The organism is Bradyrhizobium manausense, assembly GCF_018130615.1.
GTDB classification, from domain to species: domain Bacteria; phylum Pseudomonadota; class Alphaproteobacteria; order Rhizobiales; family Xanthobacteraceae; genus Bradyrhizobium; species Bradyrhizobium manausense_A.
Map to the genome: position 1 here is coordinate 212,970 of NZ_JAFCKB010000001.1, position 23,619 is coordinate 236,588.

24 protein-coding genes are annotated in these 23,619 nt (G+C 64.1%); 16 read left to right on the top strand and 8 right to left on the bottom strand.

The window, feature by feature from the left end:
• The first annotated feature begins 200 nt into the window (after nt 1–200).
• Nucleotides 201–1,064 (top strand): acyl-CoA thioesterase II, encoded by an 864-nt coding sequence (gene tesB, locus JQ587_RS01030; protein ID WP_212301865.1) that lies wholly within the window; start codon nt 201–203, stop codon nt 1,062–1,064.
• Nucleotides 1,065–1,118: 54 nt separating this feature from the next.
• Here the strand turns inward: tesB and JQ587_RS01035 are convergent, their stop codons facing one another.
• The 4 genes from JQ587_RS01035 to JQ587_RS01050 are packed head-to-tail and all read right to left on the bottom strand — an operon-like array spanning nt 1,119 to nt 6,099.
• The gene (locus JQ587_RS01035) at nt 1,119–2,081 is read right to left on the bottom strand and encodes a Bug family tripartite tricarboxylate transporter substrate binding protein (RefSeq protein ID WP_212424158.1); all 963 of its coding nucleotides are present in this window, start codon (nt 2,079–2,081) and stop codon (nt 1,119–1,121) included.
• 50 nt (nt 2,082–2,131) lie between these two features.
• Nucleotides 2,132–3,355, bottom strand: coding sequence for a CaiB/BaiF CoA transferase family protein (locus JQ587_RS01040; RefSeq protein WP_212301867.1), 1,224 nt, complete (start codon nt 3,353–3,355; stop codon nt 2,132–2,134).
• A gap of 24 nt (nt 3,356–3,379) precedes the next feature.
• Nucleotides 3,380–4,519 (bottom strand): FAS1-like dehydratase domain-containing protein, encoded by a 1,140-nt coding sequence (locus JQ587_RS01045; protein ID WP_212424159.1) that lies wholly within the window; start codon nt 4,517–4,519, stop codon nt 3,380–3,382.
• 17 nt (nt 4,520–4,536) lie between these two features.
• The gene (locus JQ587_RS01050) at nt 4,537–6,099 is read right to left on the bottom strand and encodes an acetate--CoA ligase (protein ID WP_212424160.1); all 1,563 of its coding nucleotides are present in this window, start codon (nt 6,097–6,099) and stop codon (nt 4,537–4,539) included.
• A gap of 186 nt (nt 6,100–6,285) precedes the next feature.
• Between JQ587_RS01050 and JQ587_RS01055 the strand changes: the two genes are divergently transcribed.
• Nucleotides 6,286–7,062 carry an IclR family transcriptional regulator gene (locus tag JQ587_RS01055; RefSeq protein WP_212424161.1) on the top strand — a complete coding sequence of 259 codons (777 nt, stop codon included), beginning with the start codon at nt 6,286–6,288 and terminating at the stop codon, nt 7,060–7,062.
• A gap of 28 nt (nt 7,063–7,090) precedes the next feature.
• Here JQ587_RS01055 and JQ587_RS01060 read toward each other — a convergent pair whose 3' ends face one another.
• Nucleotides 7,091–7,990 carry a DUF4339 domain-containing protein gene (locus JQ587_RS01060; protein WP_212424162.1) on the bottom strand — a complete coding sequence of 300 codons (900 nt, stop codon included), beginning with the start codon at nt 7,988–7,990 and terminating at the stop codon, nt 7,091–7,093.
• 245 nt (nt 7,991–8,235) lie between these two features.
• On the opposite strand from JQ587_RS01060, the gene JQ587_RS01065 reads away from it, so the two are divergent.
• The 12 genes from JQ587_RS01065 to xth all read left to right on the top strand — a co-directional run bounded on the left by JQ587_RS01065 (nt 8,236) and on the right by xth (nt 20,073).
• Nucleotides 8,236–8,574 carry a P-II family nitrogen regulator gene (locus tag JQ587_RS01065; protein ID WP_008142802.1) on the top strand — a complete coding sequence of 113 codons (339 nt, stop codon included), beginning with the start codon at nt 8,236–8,238 and terminating at the stop codon, nt 8,572–8,574.
• A gap of 71 nt (nt 8,575–8,645) precedes the next feature.
• Nucleotides 8,646–9,947 (top strand): ammonium transporter, encoded by a 1,302-nt coding sequence (locus tag JQ587_RS01070; protein ID WP_212424163.1) that lies wholly within the window; start codon nt 8,646–8,648, stop codon nt 9,945–9,947.
• 54 nt (nt 9,948–10,001) lie between these two features.
• Nucleotides 10,002–10,316: an ArsR/SmtB family transcription factor gene (locus tag JQ587_RS01075; RefSeq protein ID WP_018646000.1), complete on the top strand. Its 315-nt coding sequence runs from the start codon at nt 10,002–10,004 to the stop codon at nt 10,314–10,316.
• Between the two features lie 11 nt (nt 10,317–10,327).
• Entirely contained in the window at nt 10,328–10,678 is a 351-nt protein-coding gene (locus JQ587_RS01080) for an SRPBCC family protein (RefSeq protein WP_212301873.1), read from the top strand.
• A gap of 40 nt (nt 10,679–10,718) precedes the next feature.
• Nucleotides 10,719–11,321, top strand: coding sequence for an ATP-dependent Clp protease proteolytic subunit (locus JQ587_RS01085; RefSeq protein ID WP_212424164.1), 603 nt, complete (start codon nt 10,719–10,721; stop codon nt 11,319–11,321).
• A gap of 413 nt (nt 11,322–11,734) precedes the next feature.
• Nucleotides 11,735–12,073, top strand: coding sequence for a P-II family nitrogen regulator (locus JQ587_RS01090; protein WP_027535364.1), 339 nt, complete (start codon nt 11,735–11,737; stop codon nt 12,071–12,073).
• A 38-nt stretch (nt 12,074–12,111) separates the two neighbouring features.
• Nucleotides 12,112–13,560, top strand: coding sequence for an ammonium transporter (locus tag JQ587_RS01095; RefSeq protein WP_212301875.1), 1,449 nt, complete (start codon nt 12,112–12,114; stop codon nt 13,558–13,560).
• A gap of 235 nt (nt 13,561–13,795) precedes the next feature.
• Entirely contained in the window at nt 13,796–14,200 is a 405-nt protein-coding gene (locus JQ587_RS01100; RefSeq protein ID WP_212424165.1) for a GFA family protein, read from the top strand.
• 307 nt (nt 14,201–14,507) lie between these two features.
• Nucleotides 14,508–15,722, top strand: coding sequence for an aminotransferase class I/II-fold pyridoxal phosphate-dependent enzyme (locus JQ587_RS01105; RefSeq protein ID WP_212424166.1), 1,215 nt, complete (start codon nt 14,508–14,510; stop codon nt 15,720–15,722).
• Between the two features lie 8 nt (nt 15,723–15,730).
• Nucleotides 15,731–18,217: a DNA translocase FtsK gene (locus JQ587_RS01110; protein ID WP_212424167.1), complete on the top strand. Its 2,487-nt coding sequence runs from the start codon at nt 15,731–15,733 to the stop codon at nt 18,215–18,217.
• Between the two features lie 194 nt (nt 18,218–18,411).
• Nucleotides 18,412–19,143 carry an outer membrane lipoprotein carrier protein LolA gene (locus JQ587_RS01115; protein ID WP_249149672.1) on the top strand — a complete coding sequence of 244 codons (732 nt, stop codon included), beginning with the start codon at nt 18,412–18,414 and terminating at the stop codon, nt 19,141–19,143.
• Between the two features lie 114 nt (nt 19,144–19,257).
• A complete protein-coding gene (gene xth / locus JQ587_RS01120) occupies nt 19,258–20,073 on the top strand; it encodes an exodeoxyribonuclease III (RefSeq protein WP_212424168.1) in 816 nt (271 codons plus the stop codon).
• 5 nt (nt 20,074–20,078) lie between these two features.
• Here xth and JQ587_RS01125 read toward each other — a convergent pair whose 3' ends face one another.
• On the bottom strand, nt 20,079–20,522 hold the full coding sequence (locus JQ587_RS01125) for a cyclic nucleotide-binding domain-containing protein (RefSeq protein ID WP_212301881.1): 444 nt from the start codon (nt 20,520–20,522) through the stop codon (nt 20,079–20,081).
• 60 nt (nt 20,523–20,582) lie between these two features.
• Entirely contained in the window at nt 20,583–21,269 is a 687-nt protein-coding gene (locus JQ587_RS01130; protein ID WP_007598630.1) for a response regulator transcription factor, read from the bottom strand.
• Nucleotides 21,270–21,471: 202 nt separating this feature from the next.
• Between JQ587_RS01130 and JQ587_RS01135 the strand changes: the two genes are divergently transcribed.
• On the top strand, nt 21,472–22,041 hold the full coding sequence (locus tag JQ587_RS01135; protein WP_212424428.1) for a L,D-transpeptidase family protein: 570 nt from the start codon (nt 21,472–21,474) through the stop codon (nt 22,039–22,041).
• Between the two features lie 6 nt (nt 22,042–22,047).
• Nucleotides 22,048–22,833 (top strand): 2-keto-4-pentenoate hydratase, encoded by a 786-nt coding sequence (locus tag JQ587_RS01140; protein ID WP_212301882.1) that lies wholly within the window; start codon nt 22,048–22,050, stop codon nt 22,831–22,833.
• A 58-nt stretch (nt 22,834–22,891) separates the two neighbouring features.
• On the opposite strand, the gene JQ587_RS01145 is transcribed toward JQ587_RS01140, so the two are convergent.
• Nucleotides 22,892–23,581 (bottom strand): YggS family pyridoxal phosphate-dependent enzyme, encoded by a 690-nt coding sequence (locus tag JQ587_RS01145; RefSeq protein ID WP_212301883.1) that lies wholly within the window; start codon nt 23,579–23,581, stop codon nt 22,892–22,894.
• Between the last annotated feature and the right edge of the window lie 38 nt (nt 23,582–23,619).

Below are 23,619 nucleotides of genomic sequence, written 5' to 3' on the forward strand. Positions count from 1 at the left end.
AAATTCCCGGCCAATTCACGGGTCTTGCTAGCAGACTTGAGGTGGGCGAAACAGTGCGGTGAAACAAGGGCGGAACGGCCCAACTGTGTCATTCCGGGGCGCGACCAAGTCGCAAGCCCGGAATCCAGAGGTTATCAGCTCGAGATTCCGGGCTCGCACTGCGTGCGCCCCGGAATGACAAGGCACCAGAAAGCACCATCATGTCCAAAAGCCTGTTCGACCTCATTTCGATCCTCGACCTCGAACAGCTCGAGGTGAACCTGTTCCGGGGCAACAGCCCGAAGACGGACTGGCAGCGGGTGTTCGGGGGCCAGGTGATCGGGCAGGCGATGGTCGCGGCCTGCCGGACCGTCGAGGGCCGGCTGCCGCATTCGCTGCATTGCTATTTCATCCTGCCGGGCGACCCGCAGGTTCCGATCATCTACCAGGTCGAGCGCCTGCGCGACGGCAAGAGCTATTCGACCCGCCGCGTCACCGCGATCCAGCACGGCAATGCGATCTTCTCGATCATGGTCTCGTTCCACACCGGGGAGGAAAGCGCCTTCGATCACCAGGACAAGATGCCTGACGTGCCTCCGCCGGAGAAGCTGACCGCGGAGGAGGTGGCGAAGCAGCCGATCTTCAAGGAAATGCCGGAGTTCATCCGCCGCTACTATGAGATGGATCGTCCGATCGAATTGCGTCCCGTCGAGATCGGCCGCTATTTCGGTCAGAAGGTTGACGATGGCCGCATCCATATCTGGATTCGCACGGCCGCAAAGCTGCCCGATGATCCCGCGCTGCATCTCTGCGCGCTCGCTTATGCGTCGGACTTCTCGCTGCTCGATGCGATCATGGCGCGCTACGGCCGCACGCTGTTCGACAAGCGCATGATGCCCGCGAGCCTCGATCATGCGATGTGGTTTCACCGCCCGTTCCGTGCCGACGAATGGCTGCTCTACGCCCAGGATTCGCCAAACGCGCGCGACGGCCGCGGCCTGTCGCGCGGCCTGATCTTCAAGCCCGACGGCACGCTGGTGGCGTCCGTTGCGCAGGAAGGCTCGGTGCGCGAGCGCAAGGCCTGATCCCGGGACGCCGGTTCTCGGACGATCATGCTCAAGCAGAGAGCCTCAGCGGCGTCAGCCGCCCTGCAGGCCCGTCGCCTTGATCACCGGCCCCCATTTGAGCCGCTCGCGCGTCTCGAATTTGGCGAGGTCCGCCGGCGTTCCGCCGGCCGGATCGAGTCCCAGCTCGTGCAACCGCTTCTTGGTCTCGGGCAGTGCCAGCGCCTTGGCGAACTCGCCGTTCAGAAGCTCGATAATGGCCTGTGGCGTGCCGCGCGGGGCGTAGAAGGCATTCCATCCGGCCATTTCGAAATCAGGCACGCCCTGCTCGGCGACAGGCTTCACGCCGGGCAGAAGCTCGCTCGGCTTCAGCACGGTGATGCCGAGCGCTTTCAGCTTGCCGTCGTCGATCTGGGTGCGCACCGCAGTGACCGTATCGATGATCAGCGGCACCTGCCCGCCGAGCACGTCTGTCATCGCCGTCGCCGATCCCTTATAGGGAACGCCGAACATCGGCGCGCCCGTCACCTCCTTGAGAAACTCGAAGATGACACGCGCCGTCGTGCTCGGCAGCGCGATGTCGATCCTGTCAGGCTTCGCCCTGGCGGCGGCGATCAGATCGACCACATTGTTTCCGGCGAAAGACGGACTGGCCGTGATCACCAGCGGCAGCTTGCCGACCAGGATGATCGGGGCAAAATCCTTGTCCGGCGCGAAACCCATCGCGGGATACATGAACTCGTTCATGGTCTGGGTGGCGTTGGTGCCCATCAACAGGGTGTAGCCGTCGGGCTCCGAATGCGCGGCCTGCTCGGCACCGATATTGCCGCCCGCCCCGGGCTTGTTCTCGACATAGAAGCGTTGGCCCAGCGTGCGCGACAGCTGGTCGGCCAGGTATCTGGCGACGACGTCCGTGCCCTGGCCCGCCTGATAGGGAACGATGATCTTGACGGGTCTCGTCGGATAGGTTTGCGCAAGGCTCGCGCAACTCCATAGCAGGGCCAGCAATCCCACGGCCCATCTCGCGGATTTCAGCATGCTTGTTTCCTCTCGTTCTCGTTATTTTGATTGTTGTCGTGGTCGTCTTCTTATCGTTGCGTGGGGTCCTTCCGTTGCAGCGTGACGATGCCTGCATCGATCAGGCGGTCGATCGTCGTGTCGTCGAGGCCGGCCTCGGCCAGAATTTCGCGGGCATGCTCGCCGAAGCGCGGCGGGCGGCGGCCGGTGTTGCCGGGCGTCTCTGCGAGCTTCACGGGAATGCCGGGCGCGCGATGACCTTCGCTTTCGACCAGCATGTCGCGGTGGGCGGCATGGGCCTGTGCGAATGCCTGCGGCACGGTGTTGACGGCGCCTGCGGGAACGCCGGCCTGCATCAGGTCGCGGCAAAGCGCGTCCGACTTGAAGCCCGCCAATGTCCGCTCCAGTTCGGTACGAAGCGCGGCGACGTGGCGAAGCCGATCGGCGTTGGTCCGGAAGCGCGGATCATCCAGCAGGTCGCCGCGTCCCACCTTCTGGCAGAAGCGGCGGAACTGGCCGTCATTGAGGATGCCGAGAAAAATCTCGCCGTCGGCTGCCGTGAACTTGTCGTAAGGCGCGATGTTCGGATGGGCGCTGCCGAGCCGGCCGGGCACGTTGCCCGAGCAGATCCAGTTCGCGGCGTGCGGCACCAAGAGGCCGAGCGCGGTGTCGAACAGCGTCGCCTCGACGCGCTGCCCTCGCCCGCTCCGTTCGCGCGCCGCAAGCGCCAGCAAGACGCCGGTGAGCGCATTGTAGCCGGTGACATAGTCGACGATGGGGACGCCGACGCGCGTGGCGCCTGAATCGTGCGATCCGTTGATGCTCATCAGGCCGCACATGGCCTGCAGCACCGCGTCATAGCCGGGCAGTCCGCCGAGCGGCCCGTCGGCGCCAAAGCCGGAGATGGCGCAGTAGATCAGGCGCGGGAAGCGCGCAGACAGATGGGTCTCGTAGCCGAGCCCCCAGCGCTCCATCGTGCCGGGCAGGAAATTCTCCACCAGCACGTCGGCGCCCTCCAGCAGGGCTTCGAGCACCGCGCGCCCTTCGGCGCGCGACAGGTCGAGCGCCATGCCGCGCTTGCCGCGATTGACGGCGCCGAAATACGCCGCCTGTCCCGCCGCATCGAAGGGCGGCCCGAGGCCGCGCGTCTCATCCCCCGATGGCGGCTCGATCTTGACGACGTCGGCGCCATGATCGGCCAGCATCTGCGTGCATAGCGGCCCCGCCAGCACGCGCGAGAGATCGACGACCTTGAGGCCGGTGACCGCGCCGCGCGTGAGATCAGGTGCGGGCATGCTCATTCGCCCTGTTGGTTGCTGTCAGCTGCGGCTCGGCAGCTCCACGATGCCGGTGCCGAGAACGGAGACTTCGTTGTCCTGGTTGTGGGCTTCCTGCTCGATCTCGACGAGATGACGCCCGCCCTCGACGAATTTGCGTTTCACCATGCCCTTGATGAACAGGATGTCGCCCTCGGGATTATGCCGGCGGATCTTGCAGCTGGCGCGCCGCAGGAAACCGTCATCACCCATCCAGTTGGTGAGGTGATGCGTGAGCCAGGAGCAGCGCTCCGGACCGTAATCATAGGCGCCGGGCGCACCGACCTCGAGCGCGAATTCCTCTTCCCAATGTACGCGTTCGGGACAGTCGGGGATGCCAAAACGATTCGGGATGCCGAGGCCGCGATGAGCGTCCTGCAGCTTCCAGGCGAGCTTGTTGGCGCGAATGTAGAGACCGCCCCATCCTTGCGCATAGGCGATGAAGCCGGTGACCGTCATCGGTCCCTTCAGCATCACCGGCAGCGCCTCGCCCTCGGTGACGTCCTGCCAGTGGCGCTTGCGCGAACCCTGAATGCGCTCCTCGGCATAGTGCTTGTAGGCCGCCGCCAGCTCTTCCTCGCTGTAGCGGCGCGGCGCGCGGGCCTTGACCTCCCGGTACTTGGTGCCCTGGTCGCGCGCATGGTCGCGCTCGGTGCGGAAGCACCAGCTATCGGCTTCGGCGACGAGGTCGCCCTGCTGGTTGAAGAAGTCGACGTGGTAGGTCTGCTGGATGGCGCGGCCGGCGAAGCGGGTCTGGTGCTCGACGAGGTCCTTCAGCTTGGCTTCGGTCGAGATGACGTCGTTGCGCCTCACGGCCTTGTGCCAGGTCCAGTCCGCGCCCGACCACATGGCGTGGACTCCCGGCATCCCGCCGACATAGCCGGACACGATACGGCTGGTCGAGAACAGGAAGCTCGGCAGGGCGACGATGCCGCCATAATTGGTCTTGGCCGCGTATTCGGGATCGCACCACAAGGGATTGTCGTCGCCGATGCCGTGCGCGTAGTGACGAATATTGTCGCGCGTCGCCTCGTAGCACCAGGGCTCCGCGGTCACGCCGATGGCGACGCCGATGCGCTTGCGCAGATCGTCGAGACCCTCTTCGGTGATCTTCGGAAACCGGGTTTCGGCCTTGTCCAGCATGTGACGTTTCCTCTCTTCTAATTCGTCGCTTCGGATTGTCTTGCGGCCTGCTCGCGGTCTCGCAGGATCTTGCGATTGACCTTGCCGGCCGGCGTCTTCGGCAGCTCCGTGACGAAGCTGACGAGACGAGGATATTCGTGATGGCTGAGACGCTGGCGCACGACGTCCTGGATCTCGTGCTCGAAGGACGCATCGCCCGGCCGGTCGGTGACCACAAAGGCCTTCACGACCTGGCCGCGGAGCGGATCGGGGACGCCGATGGCCGCTGCCTCGCGCACCTGCGGATGCTTCAGGATCGCATCCTCGATCTCGACCGCGCTCATGGTCCAGCCGGCGGAGATGATGACGTCGTCGGCCCGGCCGCCGTGATAGAAGTAGCCGTCCTCGTCGATGCGCCCGAGGTCCTTGGTCGCGATCCACTCGCCGCGGCGCCAAACTTTCAGCTCGCCGGTCACGCCGGGCTCACAGGGCCGGCCCTCGGCATCCTGCACCTCGACGCGTCCGCCGGGGATCGGCTTGCCCAGCGAGCCCGGCTTGACGGCGAAATCGCGCGCGCCGGGATAGCTCACCAGGATCACACCGATCTCGGTGGTGCCGTACATGCTGCAGACCTGATGACCGAAAGTGTCGCTGATGAAGGCTGCGGTCTCGCTGTCGATCGGCTCGCCGGTGAACGACATTTTCTCCAGCACGTAGCGGTAGCGTGGCGCGGCGCCGGAATTCCGCATCATGCGGTAATGCGTGGCAGCTGCCGAGATATTGGTGAACCGATGCTGCTCGAGCGCAGCCAGCAGCCGCTCCGGATTGAACTTGCCGGCATAGGCGCCGATGGTGATGCCGAGGGCCAGCGGCGCCAGCGTGCCGTGCCAGAGCCCATGCCCCCAGGCCGGCGACGATGGGCAGATGAAGCGATCGCCCGGGCGCAGGCCGGTGCCGTACAGCGCTGCCACCATCAGCGTGACGATGGCGCGATGCGTGTGCTTGACGGCTTCGGGCAATTCGCGCGTGGTGCCGGACGTATATTGAAACAGCGCCATCGCATCGGCCGCCGTATCCGGCATGAAGTGCGGCGCGAAGCGTCGCAGGTCGTTGAGGAAGGCATCGTCGGCAACCACGACCTCGGTGCCGATCCCCGCGAGAAGCCGCGCCTTCTCCGCGTTCGTCACGATCAGCCGCGGCTTGCAATCGTCGACGCGCAGCTTGACGCCGTCGGGTCCGAACAGCGTGAACAGCGGCACCGCGATGGCGCCGGCCTTCATGGTGCCGAACAGCGCCACGTAGAAGGCGCGCGAGGGTTCGAGCATGATCGCGACGCGATCACCGGCCTTGATCCCGCGGCTCACCAGATCATGCGCGAAGCGCGAGGACGCGTCCGCAAGCTCGGCGAAGCTCAGCACCTCGTCCGGCCCATCCGCACGGACGACGATCACGGCCGGGTTGGAGCGACCGGCGTGCCGGTCGATGCACTCATGCGCGATGTTCAGCTGCGCGCGATTGCCGTCGAACAACTCCCAGAGCTTCTCCGGGGAGAAGATCGTCTGTGCGGCGGCGTAGCTCGTGTAGTCGGTCAGCTTGGTCATGATCGGCAAAATACCGACGACGCGCTAATTGTCAAATAGCACCGTTAATTGTATATATACAATTCATTGCCGAGTTGCGACCGAATCTCGTCGCGCACGCAGCGCGGCGTGAGATCAAAACCGGACCGGCTCCGGCGCGACGAGATGCTGTTGTTGCACCCGGGCCGCTGTTGTACCGATACGACCATGCCGAATGCCAAATCACCCCGCGTCCGTGCCGTGCCCGCGGTCACGCGCGCCGTCGCCATCCTCCGGCTGCTCAGCCGCAGTCCAGCACCGCAAAGTCTGAAGACGATTGCGGACACGCTCAAGCTGGTGCCGAGCACCGCATTGCACATCGTGCGCGCGCTGCTGGCGGAGGATCTTGTGCAGGTCGATCCGCAGACCAAACGCTACAGTCTCGGCGTCGGCATGCTGCCGCTGGCGCGCGCCGTGCTCGAGAATGCGGATTTTCCCAGCCTGATGCGGCCGAAGCTCGAGGAGATTTCAGCTCGCTACGGTGTCACGGCGATCGGCGTCGAGGTGCCGGACCTCGACAGCATGATCGTCGTCGCGCTGGCGCGCAGCCAGGCGCCGGTGCGGCTTCATGTCGACATCGGAAGCCGCTTTCCAGCGTTGATCAGCGCGACGGGCCGTTGCGTCGCCGCCTTCAGCGGCCAGCCGGAAAAGGAGATCGAGAAACGTTTTCGTCTTCTGCGCTGGCACAACGCGCCGAGCTTCGAGTCCTGGCGCAAGGAAGTCGATCAGGTGCGCAAGCAGGGTTTCAGCATCGATCGCGGCAATTACATTGCCGGCGTGACGATCGTCGCCGTTCCGGTCCTGAACGCGAAGGGAACGATCTCACACACGGTCGCAGCCGTCGGCCTCGGCAGCCAGCTGGACCGCGCAACCTCGCTGTCACTTGCGCGCGACATGCGCGCGATCGCCGAGACGATCGCGCCGCAACTGACAATGCACGCGTAGCGCCGTTCTGACGCGACGCCGGCGGAGGTTACATGCCCGCCGTCGAACCGCGCGGCGTGAGCTCGGTCTGCGATGCGAACCAGTTCATGATCCAGCGATACACCCACGGAATCGGGATGATGAAGCTGCTCAGGATCGCCGCCACGATGCCGCGCCAGAGAATCCCGAGCCCGGTCCCCCTGAAGACGATCTCCCGACGCGTGCCCTGGATGTTGCGATAGGTCCAGCGCAGTTGGGCCGCGGCGACCCAGGCCCATCCGATGATGGTGATCATGGAGATCGCGAACAACAGGTTCCAACCGATATAGCCCAAGACCGAGCCGGTGAAGCTGAGGCCGACCGGCTGCCCATTCGAGGCGATGTTCGCGATCATCCATTTGAGCAGCATCCAGTAGAAGACGATCTGGATGATGTAGAATGCGGTGCTCAAGATCTGGCTGCCGATGTAGCCGATCACAATTGCCAGAACGATGAAGCCGAAGAACCAGGGCACGATCGTCATGGCATTGCCGGTGAAGGACAGGTTCGGTCTTCCCGGAACCTTCACGCAGGACACGATCCATTGCGTGTACCAGACGAACAGCCACGGAATCGGGATGATGAAACACGAGCCGATCACCAACGCGAACGTGCGCCACGCGAAGTCGACGATGCCGAAATCGACCGACAGCGATCCGCCGGCAGTGCTGCCGCCACCCGTGTAGCTACCGCCACCCATCATCGGCGGACCACCAGCCGGAATGATCGGGGGCGCCCCGCTGCCGCCGATCAGCCCGGGAATCTCGGCGGCCTTCTGCCAACCGGCCATGCCCTCGGTCCACACCAGCGTATCGGGGCGAACCACGCCCTGGGCGACGAGATCGCGGAATTGTCCTTCCGGAAAGGGCCCCTGCTGCTTGCCCTCGGATGCGTAGAACCAACTCGCCATGAAGCGTCCCCCAAAATACTTATGTACCGCTCGGCAGCCGCGGGTTCACCGCATCCATGCCGAAAATGCATTGTGAAGGATGAACGGTTGCCCTGTACAGAGGCGGCCGTTCACACGACCGTCCTTGGCCAAACGTTTTTCCGCTTCAATGTGCAAGTTTTTTGTGCCATTTGCCCGGAAAGATGCCAGATTGACGCAGCGCCGGGGACATGCGGCGCGGCGCATCCCGGGGAATAGGCCTGACCATGAAACTCGTCGTCGCGATCATCAAACCCTTCAAGCTCGATGAGGTCCGTCAGGCCCTGACGGCGATCGGCGTCCACGGCATGACGGTGACCGAGGTGAAGGGCTATGGTCGCCAGAAGGGTCACACCGAGATCTATCGCGGCGCGGAATATGTCGTGAATTTCCTGCCGAAGCTGCGAATCGAGATCGCGGTCGCCTCCGACGTCGCCGACAAGGCGGTCGCCGTGATCACCGCGACCGCCCGCACCGGGCAAATCGGCGACGGCAAGATCTTCGTCACGCCGATCGACCATGCGCTGCGCATTCGCACCGGCGAAACCGACAGCGACGCGCTCTAAGCACACCTATTCGATCGCACCGGCAACGACGCCATGCGTGCGACGCCATTACTATGCCGGGGGGAAATGACATGGCGGGATTGTTGCGCCGCGTGGCCGCTATGGCTGCGCCGATGGGATTTGTGTCGCTCATGGCCGCACCGGCGCATGCCGCGACCTCCGACATCAACACCGCCGACACCGCCTGGATGATCGTCGCCACTGCGCTGGTGCTGATGATGACGATCCCCGGGCTCGCGCTGTTCTATTCCGGCATGGTGCGGAAGAAGAACGTGCTCGCGACCATGGCGCAGAGCCTTGCCGCGGTGACGTTGATCTCGATCCTCTGGGTCGCATTCGGCTATTCGCTGTGCTTCGTCGGTGACGGCCCATGGATCGGTTCGCTCGACCGCTGGTTCCTCGCCGGCATGACCATGGACAGCGTCAATCCGGCGGCGAAGACGATCCCGGAAGCGTTGTTCATGCTGTACCAGATGACGTTCGCGATCATCACGGTGGCGCTGGTCGCGGGCTCCGTCGCCGACCGCATGCGTTTCTCCGCTTATCTGCTGTTCTCGGTCGCCTGGTTCATCTTCGTCTACATTCCACTGGCGCATTGGGTGTGGGGCGGCGGCTTCCTCAACAGCATGGGCGTGCTGGATTTCGCCGGCGGCCTCGTCGTGCATCTGTCGGCCGGCACCGGCGGCCTCGTCGCTGCGAAGGTGATGGGACGCCGTCATGGCTACGGCACCGAAAATCTGTCGCCGTTCGATCTGTCGCTTGCGGTGATGGGCACCGGCCTGTTGTGGGTCGGCTGGTTCGGCTTCAACGGCGGCTCGGCCGGTGCCGCCAATTCGCGCGCGGTGCTGGCAATCATCGCGACGCATCTTGCGGCCTGCTCGGGCGCACTGACCTGGGGCGCGATCGAATGGTCGACGCGGCGCAAGCCCTCCGTGCTCGGCATGATCTCGGGCGCCGTGGCCGGCCTCGGCACCATCACGCCGGCCTCGGGCTTCGTCGCGCCGTGGCACGGCATCGTCATCGGCATCGCTGCAGGCGTCATTTGCTACTGGGCCTGCACCTGGCTGAAGCACCGCTTCAACTATGACGACTCGCTCGACGTGTTCGGCGTCCACGGCATCGGCGGGCTGACCGGCACGCTGCTCGCCGGCGTGTTCGCGACCAGCGCGATCGGCGGCACCGCGGGCCTGATCGAAGGCCATCCGCAGCAGCTCCTGATCCAGCTCTACGGCGTCGCCGTCACCTTCGTCTGGTCCGCGGGCGTAAGCTTTGTCCTGCTCAAGCTGGTCGGCCTGTTCGTGCCCTTGCGGGTCTCGCGTGAGCACGAGCTCGAAGGGCTCGACATCTCGCAGCATGGCGAGGCGCTTCAGTAATCGGAGCTTGAATTCAGGCTTGCGCAACACATAAGCGTATGCTTATGTGTTGCCATGATCGAAGCCGATATCTTCAAGGCGCTGGCCGACCCGACCCGGCGCAAGGTCTTTGAGAAGCTCGCGGGCGGAAGCCTGAATGCCAGCGCCTTGCGTGACGGATTGGAGATCAGCCAACCCGCGATGTCGCAGCATCTTTCGGTGCTGCGCGCGGCTGGGCTCGTGCGCGAGCAGCGGCAGGGCCGCTTTGTCAATTACGAAGTCGACCCGGACGGAATTGTCGCCATCGGGGCATGGCTTGCGCGCTACCGCGCCTATTGGCCGAAGCGCATGGAAGCACTGGCCGATCTCTTGAAGGACATGGATCAATAAGAATTGGATCAATGAGCGACGCCATGAAGCCTGATCGTCCTGACGCAAACCTGGTGCTTGAATTTGAATTCGATGCGCCGCCGGCAAAAGTCTGGCGCGCCGTGACCATTCCTGAATTGCGCGAGCGCTGGCTGCCGGATTGCGACCTTGCCGGCGCCGAGCCGGAATCGTCGATCCCAGGCGAAGAGGTGCGCTACCGGCTTCGCGATTCCGAACCGCCGTTTCGCGAAAGCCGCGTCATCTTCCGGATCGAGCCGAACGAGGACGGCGGCACCCGCTTTCGCATCATCCAGCAGGACATCGGCGCCAAGCTGCCGCAGCCGGCCAACAGCAATCGCTGCCTGATGCGCGCGGCGGCCTAGCAACCACAAACTTCATCACCTGCAGACATGGAGGTCGCCGATGCGCGACATGCTTCAGCTCGTCCCTATGGTCGTCGAACAATCCGCCCGCGGCGAACGATCTTTCGACATCTATTCGCGGCTGCTGCGCGAGCGCATCATCTTCCTCAACGGCGAGGTCAATGACGCGATGTCCGGGCTGGTCTGTGCGCAGCTGCTGTTCCTGGAGGCGGAGAATCCGGGCCGGCCGATCAATCTCTACATCAACTCCTATGGCGGCGTGGTCACCTCCGGGCTCGCGATGTACGACACCATGCAGTTCATCAAGGCCCCGGTTCATACGCTGTGCATGGGCACCGCGCGCTCCATGGGCTCGTTCCTGCTGATGGCCGGCGAGCCCGGTCACCGCGCCGCTTTGCCCAATGCCAGCCTTCACGTGCACCAGCCGCTCGGCGGCTTCCAGGGCCAGGCGTCCGACATCCTGATCCATGCCAACGAGATGCAGGAAACCAAGCGGCGCATCATCCGACTCTACGCGCAGCATTGCGGACGCACCGAAGAGGAGGTGGAACGGACCCTGGACCGCGACCACTTCATGACCGCGCAGCAGGGAGTCGAATGGGGACTGGTCGACCGGGTTTTCGCAGTGCGCGACGCAGCATGACGGTCCGGCAGCCGGCCCTGATCACATTGATTGGCTGCGCGTAACCCGTGAGCACGCTGTGGGCCGGCCCGATATTTTTGCGGCCGGCGAGCCCCTTTGGCACGTCTGACTGTAATTAAATACCTTCTGCCTGCACGACGCATGAGCAGCAATTGTGTCGGCAGCCTGTCATGCCTGCTTTTTGATCAGGCCTGACCATGGATTGGGCGCGACGTAATAGCGCACTGCAGCGCAACACCCGCCAAACGCGAAAAGCCCCGTCTTCATAGTCCGTTAGGCAACGCGCCCGATCTGGCACGGCATTTGATTCTAAAGGCCTCGGCTGTGCCCGCGTAGTGAACTTCTCCCTCGTGGCGAACCAGTCGAGAAACGCCCGGCCATGTCCGGACCGGGCCCAAGCGGGGATAGGACCCATGAAAATTGTTATGGCGATTATCAAGCCATTCAAGCTGGAAGAAGTCCGTGACGCCCTGACCGCCATTGGCGTTCACGGTCTCACGGTGACGGAAGTCAAGGGATATGGCCGTCAGAAAGGCCACACGGAAATCTACCGCGGCGCCGAGTATGCCGTGAGCTTCCTGCCCAAGATCAAGATCGAAGTCGCTGTCGCCTCCGAGCAGGTCGACAAGACCATCGACGCCATCACGTCGGCTGCGAAAACCGGACAGATCGGCGACGGCAAGATCTTCGTCATCAACCTCGACCATGCGGTCCGCATCCGCACCGGCGAGGCCGACGCTGCGGCCCTTTGATTTCGCGCTCAACCAAAATCCAATCAGGAGTAAATGAAATGACGTTTAAGCGTCCCTATGGCGCGGGATTGGCGGCTCTCGCAGTCGGCCTGTTCGCTGCGACCGCAGCCTACGCCGAGCCAACGGTCAACAAGGGGGATAACGCCTGGATGCTGACATCGACAGTCCTCGTGCTGTTGATGACGATCCCGGGTCTCGCGCTGTTCTACGGCGGCCTCGTCCGTTCCAAGAACATGCTCTCGGTTCTGATGCAGGTGTTCTACACCGTCTGCGTCGTCACCGTGATCTGGGCCGTGTACGGCTACAGCCTCGCCTTCACCGGCGGTTCCGACTTCATCGGCGGCTTCTCCAAGGCCTTCATGATGGGCGTCACCACCGACTCGAAGGCGGCGACCTTCTCGGTCGACGCCAACATCTCGGAGCTCGTCTATATGTGCTTCCAGATGACCTTCGCGGCGATCACGCCCGCCCTCATCGTCGGCGCCTTTGCCGAGCGCATGAAGTTCTCGGCGATCGCCCTGTTCATCCCGCTCTGGGTCACGCTGATCTACTTCCCGATCGCGCACATGGTCTGGTACTGGCCCGGCCCGGACGCGATCCAGGACGCGGCCAAGGCTCTGGCTGCGGCGGGTGATGCGGCGGCGAAGACCGCGGCTCAGGCCAAGCTCGACGAGATCAACGCCGACGCCGGCTGGATCTTCAAGAAGGGCGCGATCGACTTCGCCGGCGGCACCGTGGTGCACATCAACGCCGGTATCGCAGGTCTCGTCGGCGCTCTCCTGATCGGCAAGCGCGTCGGCTACGGCAAGGAGCTGATGGCTCCGCACTCGCTGACCATGTCGATGATCGGCGCCTCGCTGCTCTGGGTCGGCTGGTTCGGCTTCAACGCCGGCTCCAACCTCGAAGCCAATGGCGGCGCAGCCCTCGCCATGACCAACTCCTTCGTCGCCACCGCAGCCGCCGCGCTGTCGTGGATGTTCGCGGAGTGGATCGTGAAGGGTCATCCGTCGGTGCTCGGCGTCATCTCCGGCGCCGTCGCGGGCCTCGTGGCCGTCACGCCTGCCGCCGGCTTCTCCGGCGTCATGGGTGCGATCGTCCTCGGTCTCGTGGTCGGCGTGGTCTGCCTGTTCTTCTGCACCGTCGTGAAGAACGCGCTCGGCTATGACGACTCGCTCGACGTGTTCGGCGTGCACTGCATCGGCGGCATCGTCGGCGCTCTCGGCACCGGCATCCTGGTCAATCCGGCTCTCGGTGGTGCGGGCATCATCGACTACACCGCGATCCCGCCCAAGGTTGCCGATTATGACTTCGCGGCGCAGATGCTCTCCCAGATCGAAGCCGTCTGCACCACGCTGGTGTGGTCAGGCGTCGGTTCGGCGATCCTCTACAAGGTCGTCGATGTGATCGTTGGCCTGCGCGCCAATGTCGAGAGCGAGCGTGAAGGCTTGGACATCACCGACCACACCGAGCGCGCCTACAACATGTAAGCACTCTCCCGGGATGCGATCTTCTCTCGGAGATCGCATCCAGACCTACGGTTTGGGCACATACCCGGCAATGCCCCGACCGTTGAGGGGCTCCAGCGCAAGCTGGAGCCCCTTTCTTTTTGCCAATTCTTTTTGCCAGGATTCTTTTCGACGCCGCTCCGAAGAAAAGCATTGCCATTCCGGATTGCCGGCGCAGAAATAACGACCACAACGAACAACAACACGGGAGGTCGTCATGCGTTTGGAAGGCGGGTGCTATTGCGGCGAAGTGCGCTACGTGGCCGAGGGCGATCCGATGATGCAGGCGCAGTGCCACTGCCGCGAGTGCCAGTACATCTCGGGCGGCGCGCCCAACACCTTCATCGCGATGCCGGCGGCCGGCTTCACCTACATCACCGGACAACCCAAGCAGTTCACCCGCAAGGACCTCGCCCGCGCCGTGACACGGGAATTCTGCGCCGAGTGTGGCACCCATCTGGTGACCAAGGTGCCGGGACTGCCGGCAGCGGTCGTGAAAGTCGGCACATTGGACGAGCCGAGCCAGTTCCATCCGCAGATGGCGATCTACACCTGCGACAAGCAGGAGTTCCACGCCATCCCCGCCGGCATGGCGACATTCGAGAAGCTACCGGGGCATTAGGCCGGGGAGACGGTGCGCTCCCTCTCCCGCTTGCGGGGGAGGGCTGGGGTGGGGGTGTCTCCGCAGGCGAGAACCCCCAAGAGGAGAGAACCCTCACCCGACGCTTCGCGTCGACCTCTCCCGCAAGCGGGAGAGGTGACGAAGCCGCCATGCATCCCGTTGTTTTCCGGCCTCATTATTCCCGCTCTGGACGGGCCGGGCGGCCGATGGTTAATCGCGTCTTAACCTCGCCCTATCTATGGTGAACTGAACCGCTTACCCGCCGGCGTCTCCATGCCCGGCCGTTCCAAGAGTGCTGGCGCCCAGAATGGTCATGACCGCTTCATCCCGTGCGCCGCTAGCCGGTGGAAGCTCCGACAACGAACGCTCGCCCTTCGTCCGGCTGAACGAGCTGTTGGCGCCGCATCAGCCTGGCAAGCCGTTGATTTCGCTTGCGGTTGGTGAGCCGCAGCACCCCGTGCCCGACTTCGTCGGGCCGGTGCTGGCCAAGCACATCGCCGATTTCGGCCGTTACCCGATGAACCAGGGCACCGAGCCGTTCCGCCAGGCTGCGAGCGCCTGGTTGTCGTCGCGCTTCAGGCTGCCGCGACCGCTCGATCCCAAGAGCGAGATTCTCGTCCTCAATGGCAGCCGGGAAGGGCTGTTCCTCGCCGCGATCGCAGCAGCCCGCTATGTCGGCCCACGTCCCGGCAAGCCCGCCATCCTGATGCCGAACCCGTTCTATCCGGTCTATGGCGCAGGCGCCGGCGCCGCGGCCTGCGAGCCGGTCTATCTGCCGACGACCGTCGAAAACGGCTTCCTGCCTGATCTCGACGCGATCGACGAAGCGACGCTGGCACGCACGGTCGCGTTCTATCTGGCCTCGCCGGCCAATCCGCAGGGCTCGGTCGCCTCGCGCGATTATTTCACGCGGCTGAAGCAACTCGCCGATCGCCACAACTTCATGATCCTCAGCGACGAGTGCTACTCCGAAATCTACACCCGTCAGGCACCTGGCAGCGCACTCGAATGTGCGGGTCCGGATTTCGCCCGCGTGGCCGCGTTCCAGTCGCTGTCGAAGCGCTCGAACCTGCCGGGCCTACGCGTCGGCTTCGCCGCCGGCGACAGGAAGTTCATCGGCATGTTCCTGGAGCTGCGCAACATCGCAGCGCCCCAGGTGCCGGTGCCGCTCCAGCATGTCGCGACCGTGGCTTACGGCGATGAAGCGCACGTCGAGGAGAACCGCAGGCTCTACCGGATCAAGTTCGATCTTGCCGACCAGATCATCGGCAATCGTTACGGCTATCGCCGGCCCGACGCCGGCTTCTGCGTCTGGCTCAATACGTCCGGGGTCGGCGACGACGTCTCCGTGACCCTGAAGCTTTTTAGGGAAGCCGGCGTGCGCGTGGTGCCCGGTTCCTTTCTGGCGCGGCGTCAGCCCGACGGCTTCAATCCCGGCACCGGCTACATTCGCCTGGCGCTGGTGCAGGATAGTGAGACCACGGCGCAGGCGCTGCACCGGCTGGTCGAAACTCTGGGTTAGGCGGGCCCATGAGCATGTCGACAATCGAACGTGTCATTCCCCTGGTCGGCCATCTGCCGCCCTCGATCCGCGAGGCGCTGACCCGGCGTGTGCGCGAGCTCAGCGGATTCGGCCTGGTCACGCTGTCGGGCGTCGCGTCCGCCGCGCTGATGACCTGGTCGGTGCAGGACCCGAGCCTGAGCCACGCGACGTCGCGACCGATTCACAACGTTCTCGGCTATGCCGGCGCCATCGGCGCGGACCTTGCGATGCAGATCCTCGGGCTCGGCGCGATCATGCTGATCCTGACGGTCGCGGTGTGGGGCTGGCGCATGATGACCCATCGCCCGTTCGATCGCGAGGCGCTGCGGCTCGGCTCCTGGATTCTCTGCACGGTGATCGCGGCGGGCTTCGTCAGCTGCTGGCCGCATGGCGGCGCCTGGCCGCTGCCGACCGGACTCGGCGGAGTGGTCGGCGATGCGCTGGTGCGCGCGCCGGCAGTGATCTTCGGACCGCCCGGCGTGATCTATCGCATGGTGCTCGGCGCCATCCTCTTCGTCGCGCTGGCCGCGACCTTCCTGATCGCATGCGGGCTCGGCGCGCGCGAGCATGACCACGAGCTCGCGGAGATCGAGGACGACGACAAGCCGCTCGACGAAGACGAGGAGAGCGATCGTGGCTCGGTGTCGCTGGGCTGGCTGTTCCATGCACTGATGAGCACCAAGGCGCGGCTGATCTGGCTGTTCGGCGCGGCCTATCGCTCGCTGGTCTCGAGCGGACCGAAGGCCAAGGCGGTCGCGTTCTCCCGTCAGGAGCCCAATCTCGGCGGCGGTCGCGCCGCGCCTTCGATCTCGCCGCAGTCCGAAGATGAGGACTACGAGGACGAGCACGAGGAACCGGTGGAAGAGGAGGACGACGAAGAGGAGGAGGAGCCGGCCGCGCGCGCTCCACGCAAAAAGGCTGCACCGAAAGCCGCTTCCAAGAAATCCACCGATAAGTTCGATCTTCCGTCCGTCTCCATGCTGGCCGCCCCGAAGGCCGGCGATCGCCAGCCGCTCAGCAAGGCCGAGCTGGAAACCAATTCGCGCGCGCTCGAAGGCGTGCTGCAGGACTTCGGCGTCCGCGGCGAGATCGTGAAGGCCAATCCGGGTCCCGTCGTCACGCTGTACGAGCTGGAGCCGGCGCCCGGCATCAAGTCCTCGCGCGTGATCGGACTTGCCGACGACATCGCCCGCTCGATGAGCGCGCTGTCGGCGCGCGTCGCGGTCGTGCCCGGCCGCAACGCCATCGGCATCGAGCTGCCGAACGCCCATCGCGAAAAAGTCTACTTGCGCGAATTGCTGGTGGCGAAGGAAGCCACCGACACCGTCGCAAAACTGCCGCTCTGCCTCGGCAAGACCATCGGCGGCGACCCCGTCATCATCGATCTCGCGCGCACGCCGCACATGCTGATCGCCGGTACCACCGGCTCCGGTAAGTCGGTTGCGATCAACACCATGATCCTCAGCCTGGTCTACCGGCTGCGTCCGGACCAGTGCCGGCTGATCATGGTCGATCCGAAGATGCTCGAACTCTCCGTCTATGACGGCATTCCCCATCTGCTCACGCCCGTCGTGACCGATCCGAAGAAGGCGGTGGTCGCGTTGAAATGGGCCGTGCGCGAGATGGAAGAGCGCTACAAGAACATGGCCAAGCTCGGTGTGCGCAACATCGACGGCTACAACACGCGCCTGCTCGAATTGAAGGCCAAGGGCGAAGAGCCGACGCGCACGGTGCACACCGGCTTCGACAAGGAAACCGGCAAGGCGATCTACGAGGAAGAGAAGCTTTCGCTCGATCCGCTGCCCTACATCGTCATCATCGTCGACGAAATGGCCGACCTGATGATGGTCGCCGGCAAGGACATCGAAGGCGCGGTGCAGCGCCTCGCGCAGATGGCGCGCGCCGCCGGTCTGCATGTGATCCTGGCGACGCAGCGTCCGTCGGTGGACGTCATCACCGGCACCATCAAGGCCAACTTCCCGACCCGCATCGCCTTCCAGGTGACGTCGAAGATCGACAGCCGCACCATTTTGGGCGAGATGGGCGCCGAGCAGCTGCTCGGCCAGGGCGACATGCTCTACATGGCCGGCGGCGGCCGCATCAGCCGCGTGCATGGACCTTTTGCATCGGACGAGGAAGTCGAGAAGGTGGTGCGTCATCTCAAGACGCAGGGTCAGCCCGAATATCTCGAAGCTGTGACCGCCGAAGAGCCCACCGAGGACGAAGATGGCGGCGCGGTGTTCGACGCCAGTGGAATGGGCGCGGATGGCGGCGGCGACCTCTTCCAGCAGGCCGTTGCGATCGTCAAACGCGACCGCAAGGCCTCGACCAGCTACATCCAGCGCCGGCTGCAAATCGGCTATAACCGCGCCGCATCGCTGATGGAGCGCATGGAACTGGAAGGCATCGTCGGACCCGCCAATCACGCCGGCAAGCGCGAGATTCTGGTCGAGGAAGAAGACAGCCATATGTGAGGCAAAGGGCTTCCGGCCCGCCTCTGAATGATATCCTCACGCAAATTCGATCTCTGCTTTTGCCCGAAATCACGCTAAAACGACGCCCAGCCACACAGGACGACGCGTTGACCAGACATCCGGACATTGGATTCGCAGCCTCTCTCGCTGCGCGCAGCGCGCGCGTCGTGGGCGTGCTTCTCGTCACTGCCGCGATGGCGACTGCAGCGTCGTTTGCGCAGAACGTGCCCGTGCCGAAGCCGGCGCCGAAGGGGCGCGATGGTGCGCAAGCCGGAGGCGGAGGACCCGCAGTGACAGGCGCAACGCAGGCGCCGCCGAATCCGATCATTCCCGATCCGCGCCGCAACGTGCCGAGCAGCATCTTCCAGAGCTTCGATGCGAACCAGAAGGCGCAGGCGGCCAAGGTCAGCGCCTATCTGTCCTCGCTGTCGACGCTGGTCGGAAATTTCGTCCAGGTCGGCCCCGACGGCAGCAAGACGCAGGGGGACTTCTACATCCAGAAGCCCGGCAAGATGCGCGTCGAATATGATCCGCCGAGCCCGATCGACATCGTTGCCGATGGATCTTCCGTCGTGGTGCGCGATCGCAAGCTCGCGACACAGGACGTCTATCCGCTGTCACAGACGCCGCTGCGCTTCCTGTTGTCCGACCGCATCGACCTCATGAAGGACACCAACGTCGTCAGCGTCACCGCCGACGACCTCTTCATCAGCGTCACCATCGAGGAGAAGCAGGCACTGGTCGGCACCAGTCGCCTCCTGCTGATGCTCGGCGCCAAGGACGGCCAGTTGAAGCAATGGACCGTGACCGATCCGCAAGGCTACGACACCACATTCGCGGTCTATAATCTGGACACCAGCAAGAAGCTCGATCCCAATATGTTCAAGATCGACTTCACCAATTACAGCGTGCCGTCCCCGGGGTAGGCCCCGTAAGGTCGGCAAAGCGCTGCGCCCACCATTTCCAAGCTCGAAAAGACGGTGGGCACGGCGCTTTGCGCCTTTGCCCACCTTGTGAGAGCTTGCTAAGACGCAACTCCCATGCGTCTTTCCCTGACAACCTGGAACATCAATTCGGTGCGGCTGCGCATCGACCTGGTCGCGAAGTTTCTCAAGAGCGCGCGGCCGGACGTGCTGTGTCTTCAGGAGACCAAATGCATCGACGACGCGTTTCCGTTGAAGCGTTTCAAGCGGCTGGGTTACGAGCACGTCGCGCTGAACGGGCAGAAGGGCTATCACGGCGTCGCCATCGTCTCGAAGATTCCGTTCGAGACCACCGATATCCGCACCTTCTGCGACAAGGTGGATTCACGCCATATATCCGTGTCCTTCGGCACCAAGGCCAACATCGCAAAACCGCTGGTGCTGCATAATTTCTACGTGCCCGCCGGGGGCGACATTCCCGATCCCGCGCTGAACGAAAAGTTCGATCACAAGCTTCGCTTCCTCGACGAGATGAAGGCGTGCGAGCCATTGCATCCGCGCGGAGAGGATCGCCACATCCTGGTCGGCGATCTCAACGTCGCGCCGCACGAGAACGATGTGTGGTCGCACAAGCAGCTGCTGAAAGTCGTCTCGCATACGCCGATCGAAACCGAAAAGCTGCAGGCCGCGCTCAGCGCCGGCGAATGGGTCGACGTCGCGCGGGACCGCATTCCGATGTCGGAAAAGGTCTACACGTGGTGGAGCTATCGCTCCGCCGACTGGACCGTCGGCGACCGCGGCCGGCGGCTCGATCACATCTGGGTCTCGCGCGCGCTGAAGGACGCGGTCCAGGATTTCAGGATTTTGCGCGATGCCCGCAGCTGGGAGCGGCCGTCGGACCATGTGCCGGTGACGGTGACGCTGGAGGTTTGAGCCGGCTACGTGCTGAGCTTCGCGCCGGCCATCAAGATATCGCTGGCGATCTGGCTGGAGCGGATTGCGAATTCGTCGCGCAGGCGAAGTGCGGCGGCGGGATCGCTCTCGAGCACGCGCTGAAACAGGCTGCGCGCGACGCGGATGACGGAGGAATGCTCCAGCGCAACCGCGCCCGATGGCCGCTTCATCGGCACGACCAGCGCAAGCTCACCGATCAGGGTGCCGGGACCTGCGATCATCTCGGCGCCGGCGCCATCGTCGACGCGAAAGGCGCCGCGCTGAACCACGAAGCCGGCGTCGGCATCGTCACCGAGATTGAACAGGATGTCGCCGCGGACAAAGTCACGCTGCTCGGAGCCGATCGCCAGCATGCGCAACGAGGCATCTCCCAACAGGCGCAGTGTCGGGACACGCTCAAGCAGCGCTACGTCATCGTCGATCGACATTCCGGTCCGAGGCTCGAGAAACGCGCCAATTTACGACGAATCGCGCGTTCCTGGAACGTATCACGGCACCAGCTTGTAGCCACCGGCTTCCGTTACCAGGATTTCCGGGTTGGCGGCGTCCTTCTCGATCTTCTGGCGAAGGCGGTAGATGTGGGTTTCCAGCGTATGTGTGGTGACGCCGGAATTATAGCCCCAGACCTCCTGGAGCAGGGTCTCGCGCGACACCGGCATCTGGCCGGCCCGATAGAGGAAGCGCAGGATTGCCGTTTCCTTCTCGGTGAGACGAACCTTGCGGGCGTTGGCCGCGGTCAGCATCTTCGAGCCGGGACGGAAGGAGTAGGGGCCGACCGAGAACACGGCGTCCTCACTGGCCTCGTGCTGGCGGAGCTGGGCGCGGATACGGGCCAGCAAGACGGCGAAACGGAAGGGCTTGGCGACATAGTCGTTGGCGCCGGATTCCAGGCCCAAAATCGTGTCGGAATCGGTGTCGTGACCCGTCAGCATGATGATCGGCGCCTTGAAGCCGCCCTTGCGCAGGGAGCGGACCACCTCGCGGCCATCGGTGTCGGGGAGGCCGACATCCATCAGGACCAGATCGGGAGCGTTGGCCTTTGCGGCGCTCGCGCCCTTGGCGCCAGTATCGACGGCGGAAGCTTCAAATTCTTCGTGTAGCGATAATTGCTCCACCAACGTATCGCGCAGATCGGTATCGTCATCCACGATCAGGATCTTGCGGGCATTGGCCATGGGGGATCATCCTTTTGGGGTCGGACGGACGCGCATTCATGCCGCACCCGACCGTGATGGGAAGTTTAGGGGTCGCTGTTCTTATTGTTGTTCGTGTTGAAGTAGTGGGCTGTTGCCGATTCACAAGCCGGAATTACTCTAACCCAGAATAGCAGGGCGTTTCGATGAATGTCCTGTAATGAATTCGACATCGCGTATTCACATGAAAAATAAAGCTGTGTCAGTCAGTTACACCGGAAATCGAGGCCACGGACCGTTATCCGCGATCCGCGTTAGGCCTGCCGCCGGGAGTCCGCGCCGGGGCTGGCTGACGGCAGGCAGCCTGACGATTCCCGTGGCGCTGGGGCGCGGCGGTATTCTGGCCAATAAGCGCGAGGGCGATGGCGGTACTCCCCGGGGCCATTTTCGTCCTAGGCAATTGTGGTGGCGGGGCGACCGGCACAGCCGTCCCAGGACGTTTCTGCCGGCGCGGATCATCACCGGGTCTGACGCCTGGTGCGAAGATCCCGGCGATCGTCACTACAACCAGTGGATCCGGCGCGCCGAGGGAGAGGGCGGCGACCGGCTGAAGCGCGCCGATCAACTCTATGACTTCATCATCGAGATCGACCACAACACCAGGCCGCGCATCGCGGGTCGTGGCAGCGCCGTGTTTCTGCACCTGGCGCGCGACAATTTCGGTCCGACCGCGGGCTGTGTCTCCATGACCAAGGCGGCGATGCTGCAATTGCTGCGGCGGCTGGGTCCAAGAACAAAAATCATCATCGGGTGAGGACGCATGCTCGACAACGATCGGATCGCCGCCGCTTCGCAGGTTCTCGTTCAGCATTGGCGCGATGGCAGCAAGCTCGATGCGCTCGAGACATCGCTGCGCCCGCAGAGCCGTGCTGATGGCTACGCCGTGCAGGCCGTCCTCGCAAACCAATCGCTCGGCCAACTGTTTGGCTGGAAGATCGCGGCAACCAGCGAGGCCGGACAGAAGCACATCAATGTCGCGGGACCGCTGGCCGGGCGCATCATGAGCGACACGGTGATTGCCGACGGCGGCACCGCATCGATGAAGGGCAACGCGATGCGCGTCGGCGAGCCGGAGTTCTGCTTCCGCATGGGACGCGATCTTGCGCCGCGATCGACGTCCTTTGGACTGGACGAAGTGCTCGCGGCCGTCGACACGTTGCATCCCGCGATCGAAATTCCGGATTCACGCTTCACCGATTTCGCCAGCGCCGGCGAGGCGCAGCTCATCGCCGACAACGCCTGTGCACATCTGTTCGTGCTGGGCGCGGCGACGCGCGCGAACTGGCGCGCGATGGATCTCGTCGAGGAGCGGCCGCAGATCACGCTGCGCGGCGAGGGCTACACCGGTCACGGCAAGAACGTGCTCGGCGATCCCCGCGTTGCACTCGCCTGGCTCGCCAACGAGCTGCGCGGGCTCGGCATCACCTTGCGGGCAGGGGAGGTGGTGACGACAGGCACCTGCCATCCGCCGCTGCCGATCCAGGCTGGTGATCATTTTGCCGCAGACTTTGGCGTGCTGGGCAAGGTGTCGGTGAGGTTCGCGTAACTCGCCCCTCTTAGTCGTCCTGGCGAAAGCCAGGACGACTAAAACAAATCGCACGCGATCACCGATGCCCGAAGATCGCGCTTCCCACGCGCACGTGGGTGGCACCTAGCATGATGGCGGTCGCATAATCCGCGCTCATGCCCATCGACAGGTTCTGCAATCCGTTGCGCGCAGCGATCTTCGCGGTGAGAGCGAAATGCGCCGCCGGCGGCTCGTCCACCGGCGGAATGCACATGAGGCCGGAGATCGTCAGGCCATAGGTGTCGCGGCAGCTCGCGAGGAAGGCGTCGGCCTCGCCGGGGGCGACGCCGGCCTTCTGCGGCTCCTCGCCGGTGTTGATCTGGACGAAGAGTTGCGGGTGCTTGTTCTGGGATTCGATTTCTTTGGCTAACGCCTGGCAAATGCTCGGGCGGTCGACCGAATGGATGGCATCGAACAGTGCGACCGCCTCTTTCGCCTTGTTGGATTGCAGCGGCCCGATCAGATGCAGCGCGATGTCGGAGTAAACAGACGTTAACGCCGGCCACTTGCTCTTGGCCTCCTGCACGCGATTCTCGCCGAATACGCGCTGTCCGGCGCCGATAACCGGGATAATTGCATCCGCCGCAAACGTCTTGGACACTGCGATCAGCGTCACGGAGGCACGTTCGCGCTGCGCATCCTTGCAGGCGCGCGCGATTTCCGCTTCGACCGCGGCGAGCGCATTTGGTGAATCGCCGGTTACCGGCGCTGCGTTTTCTTCTGTCATGATGTCGATTGGGCTGTGACCGTAACGGAGGTAGTTCC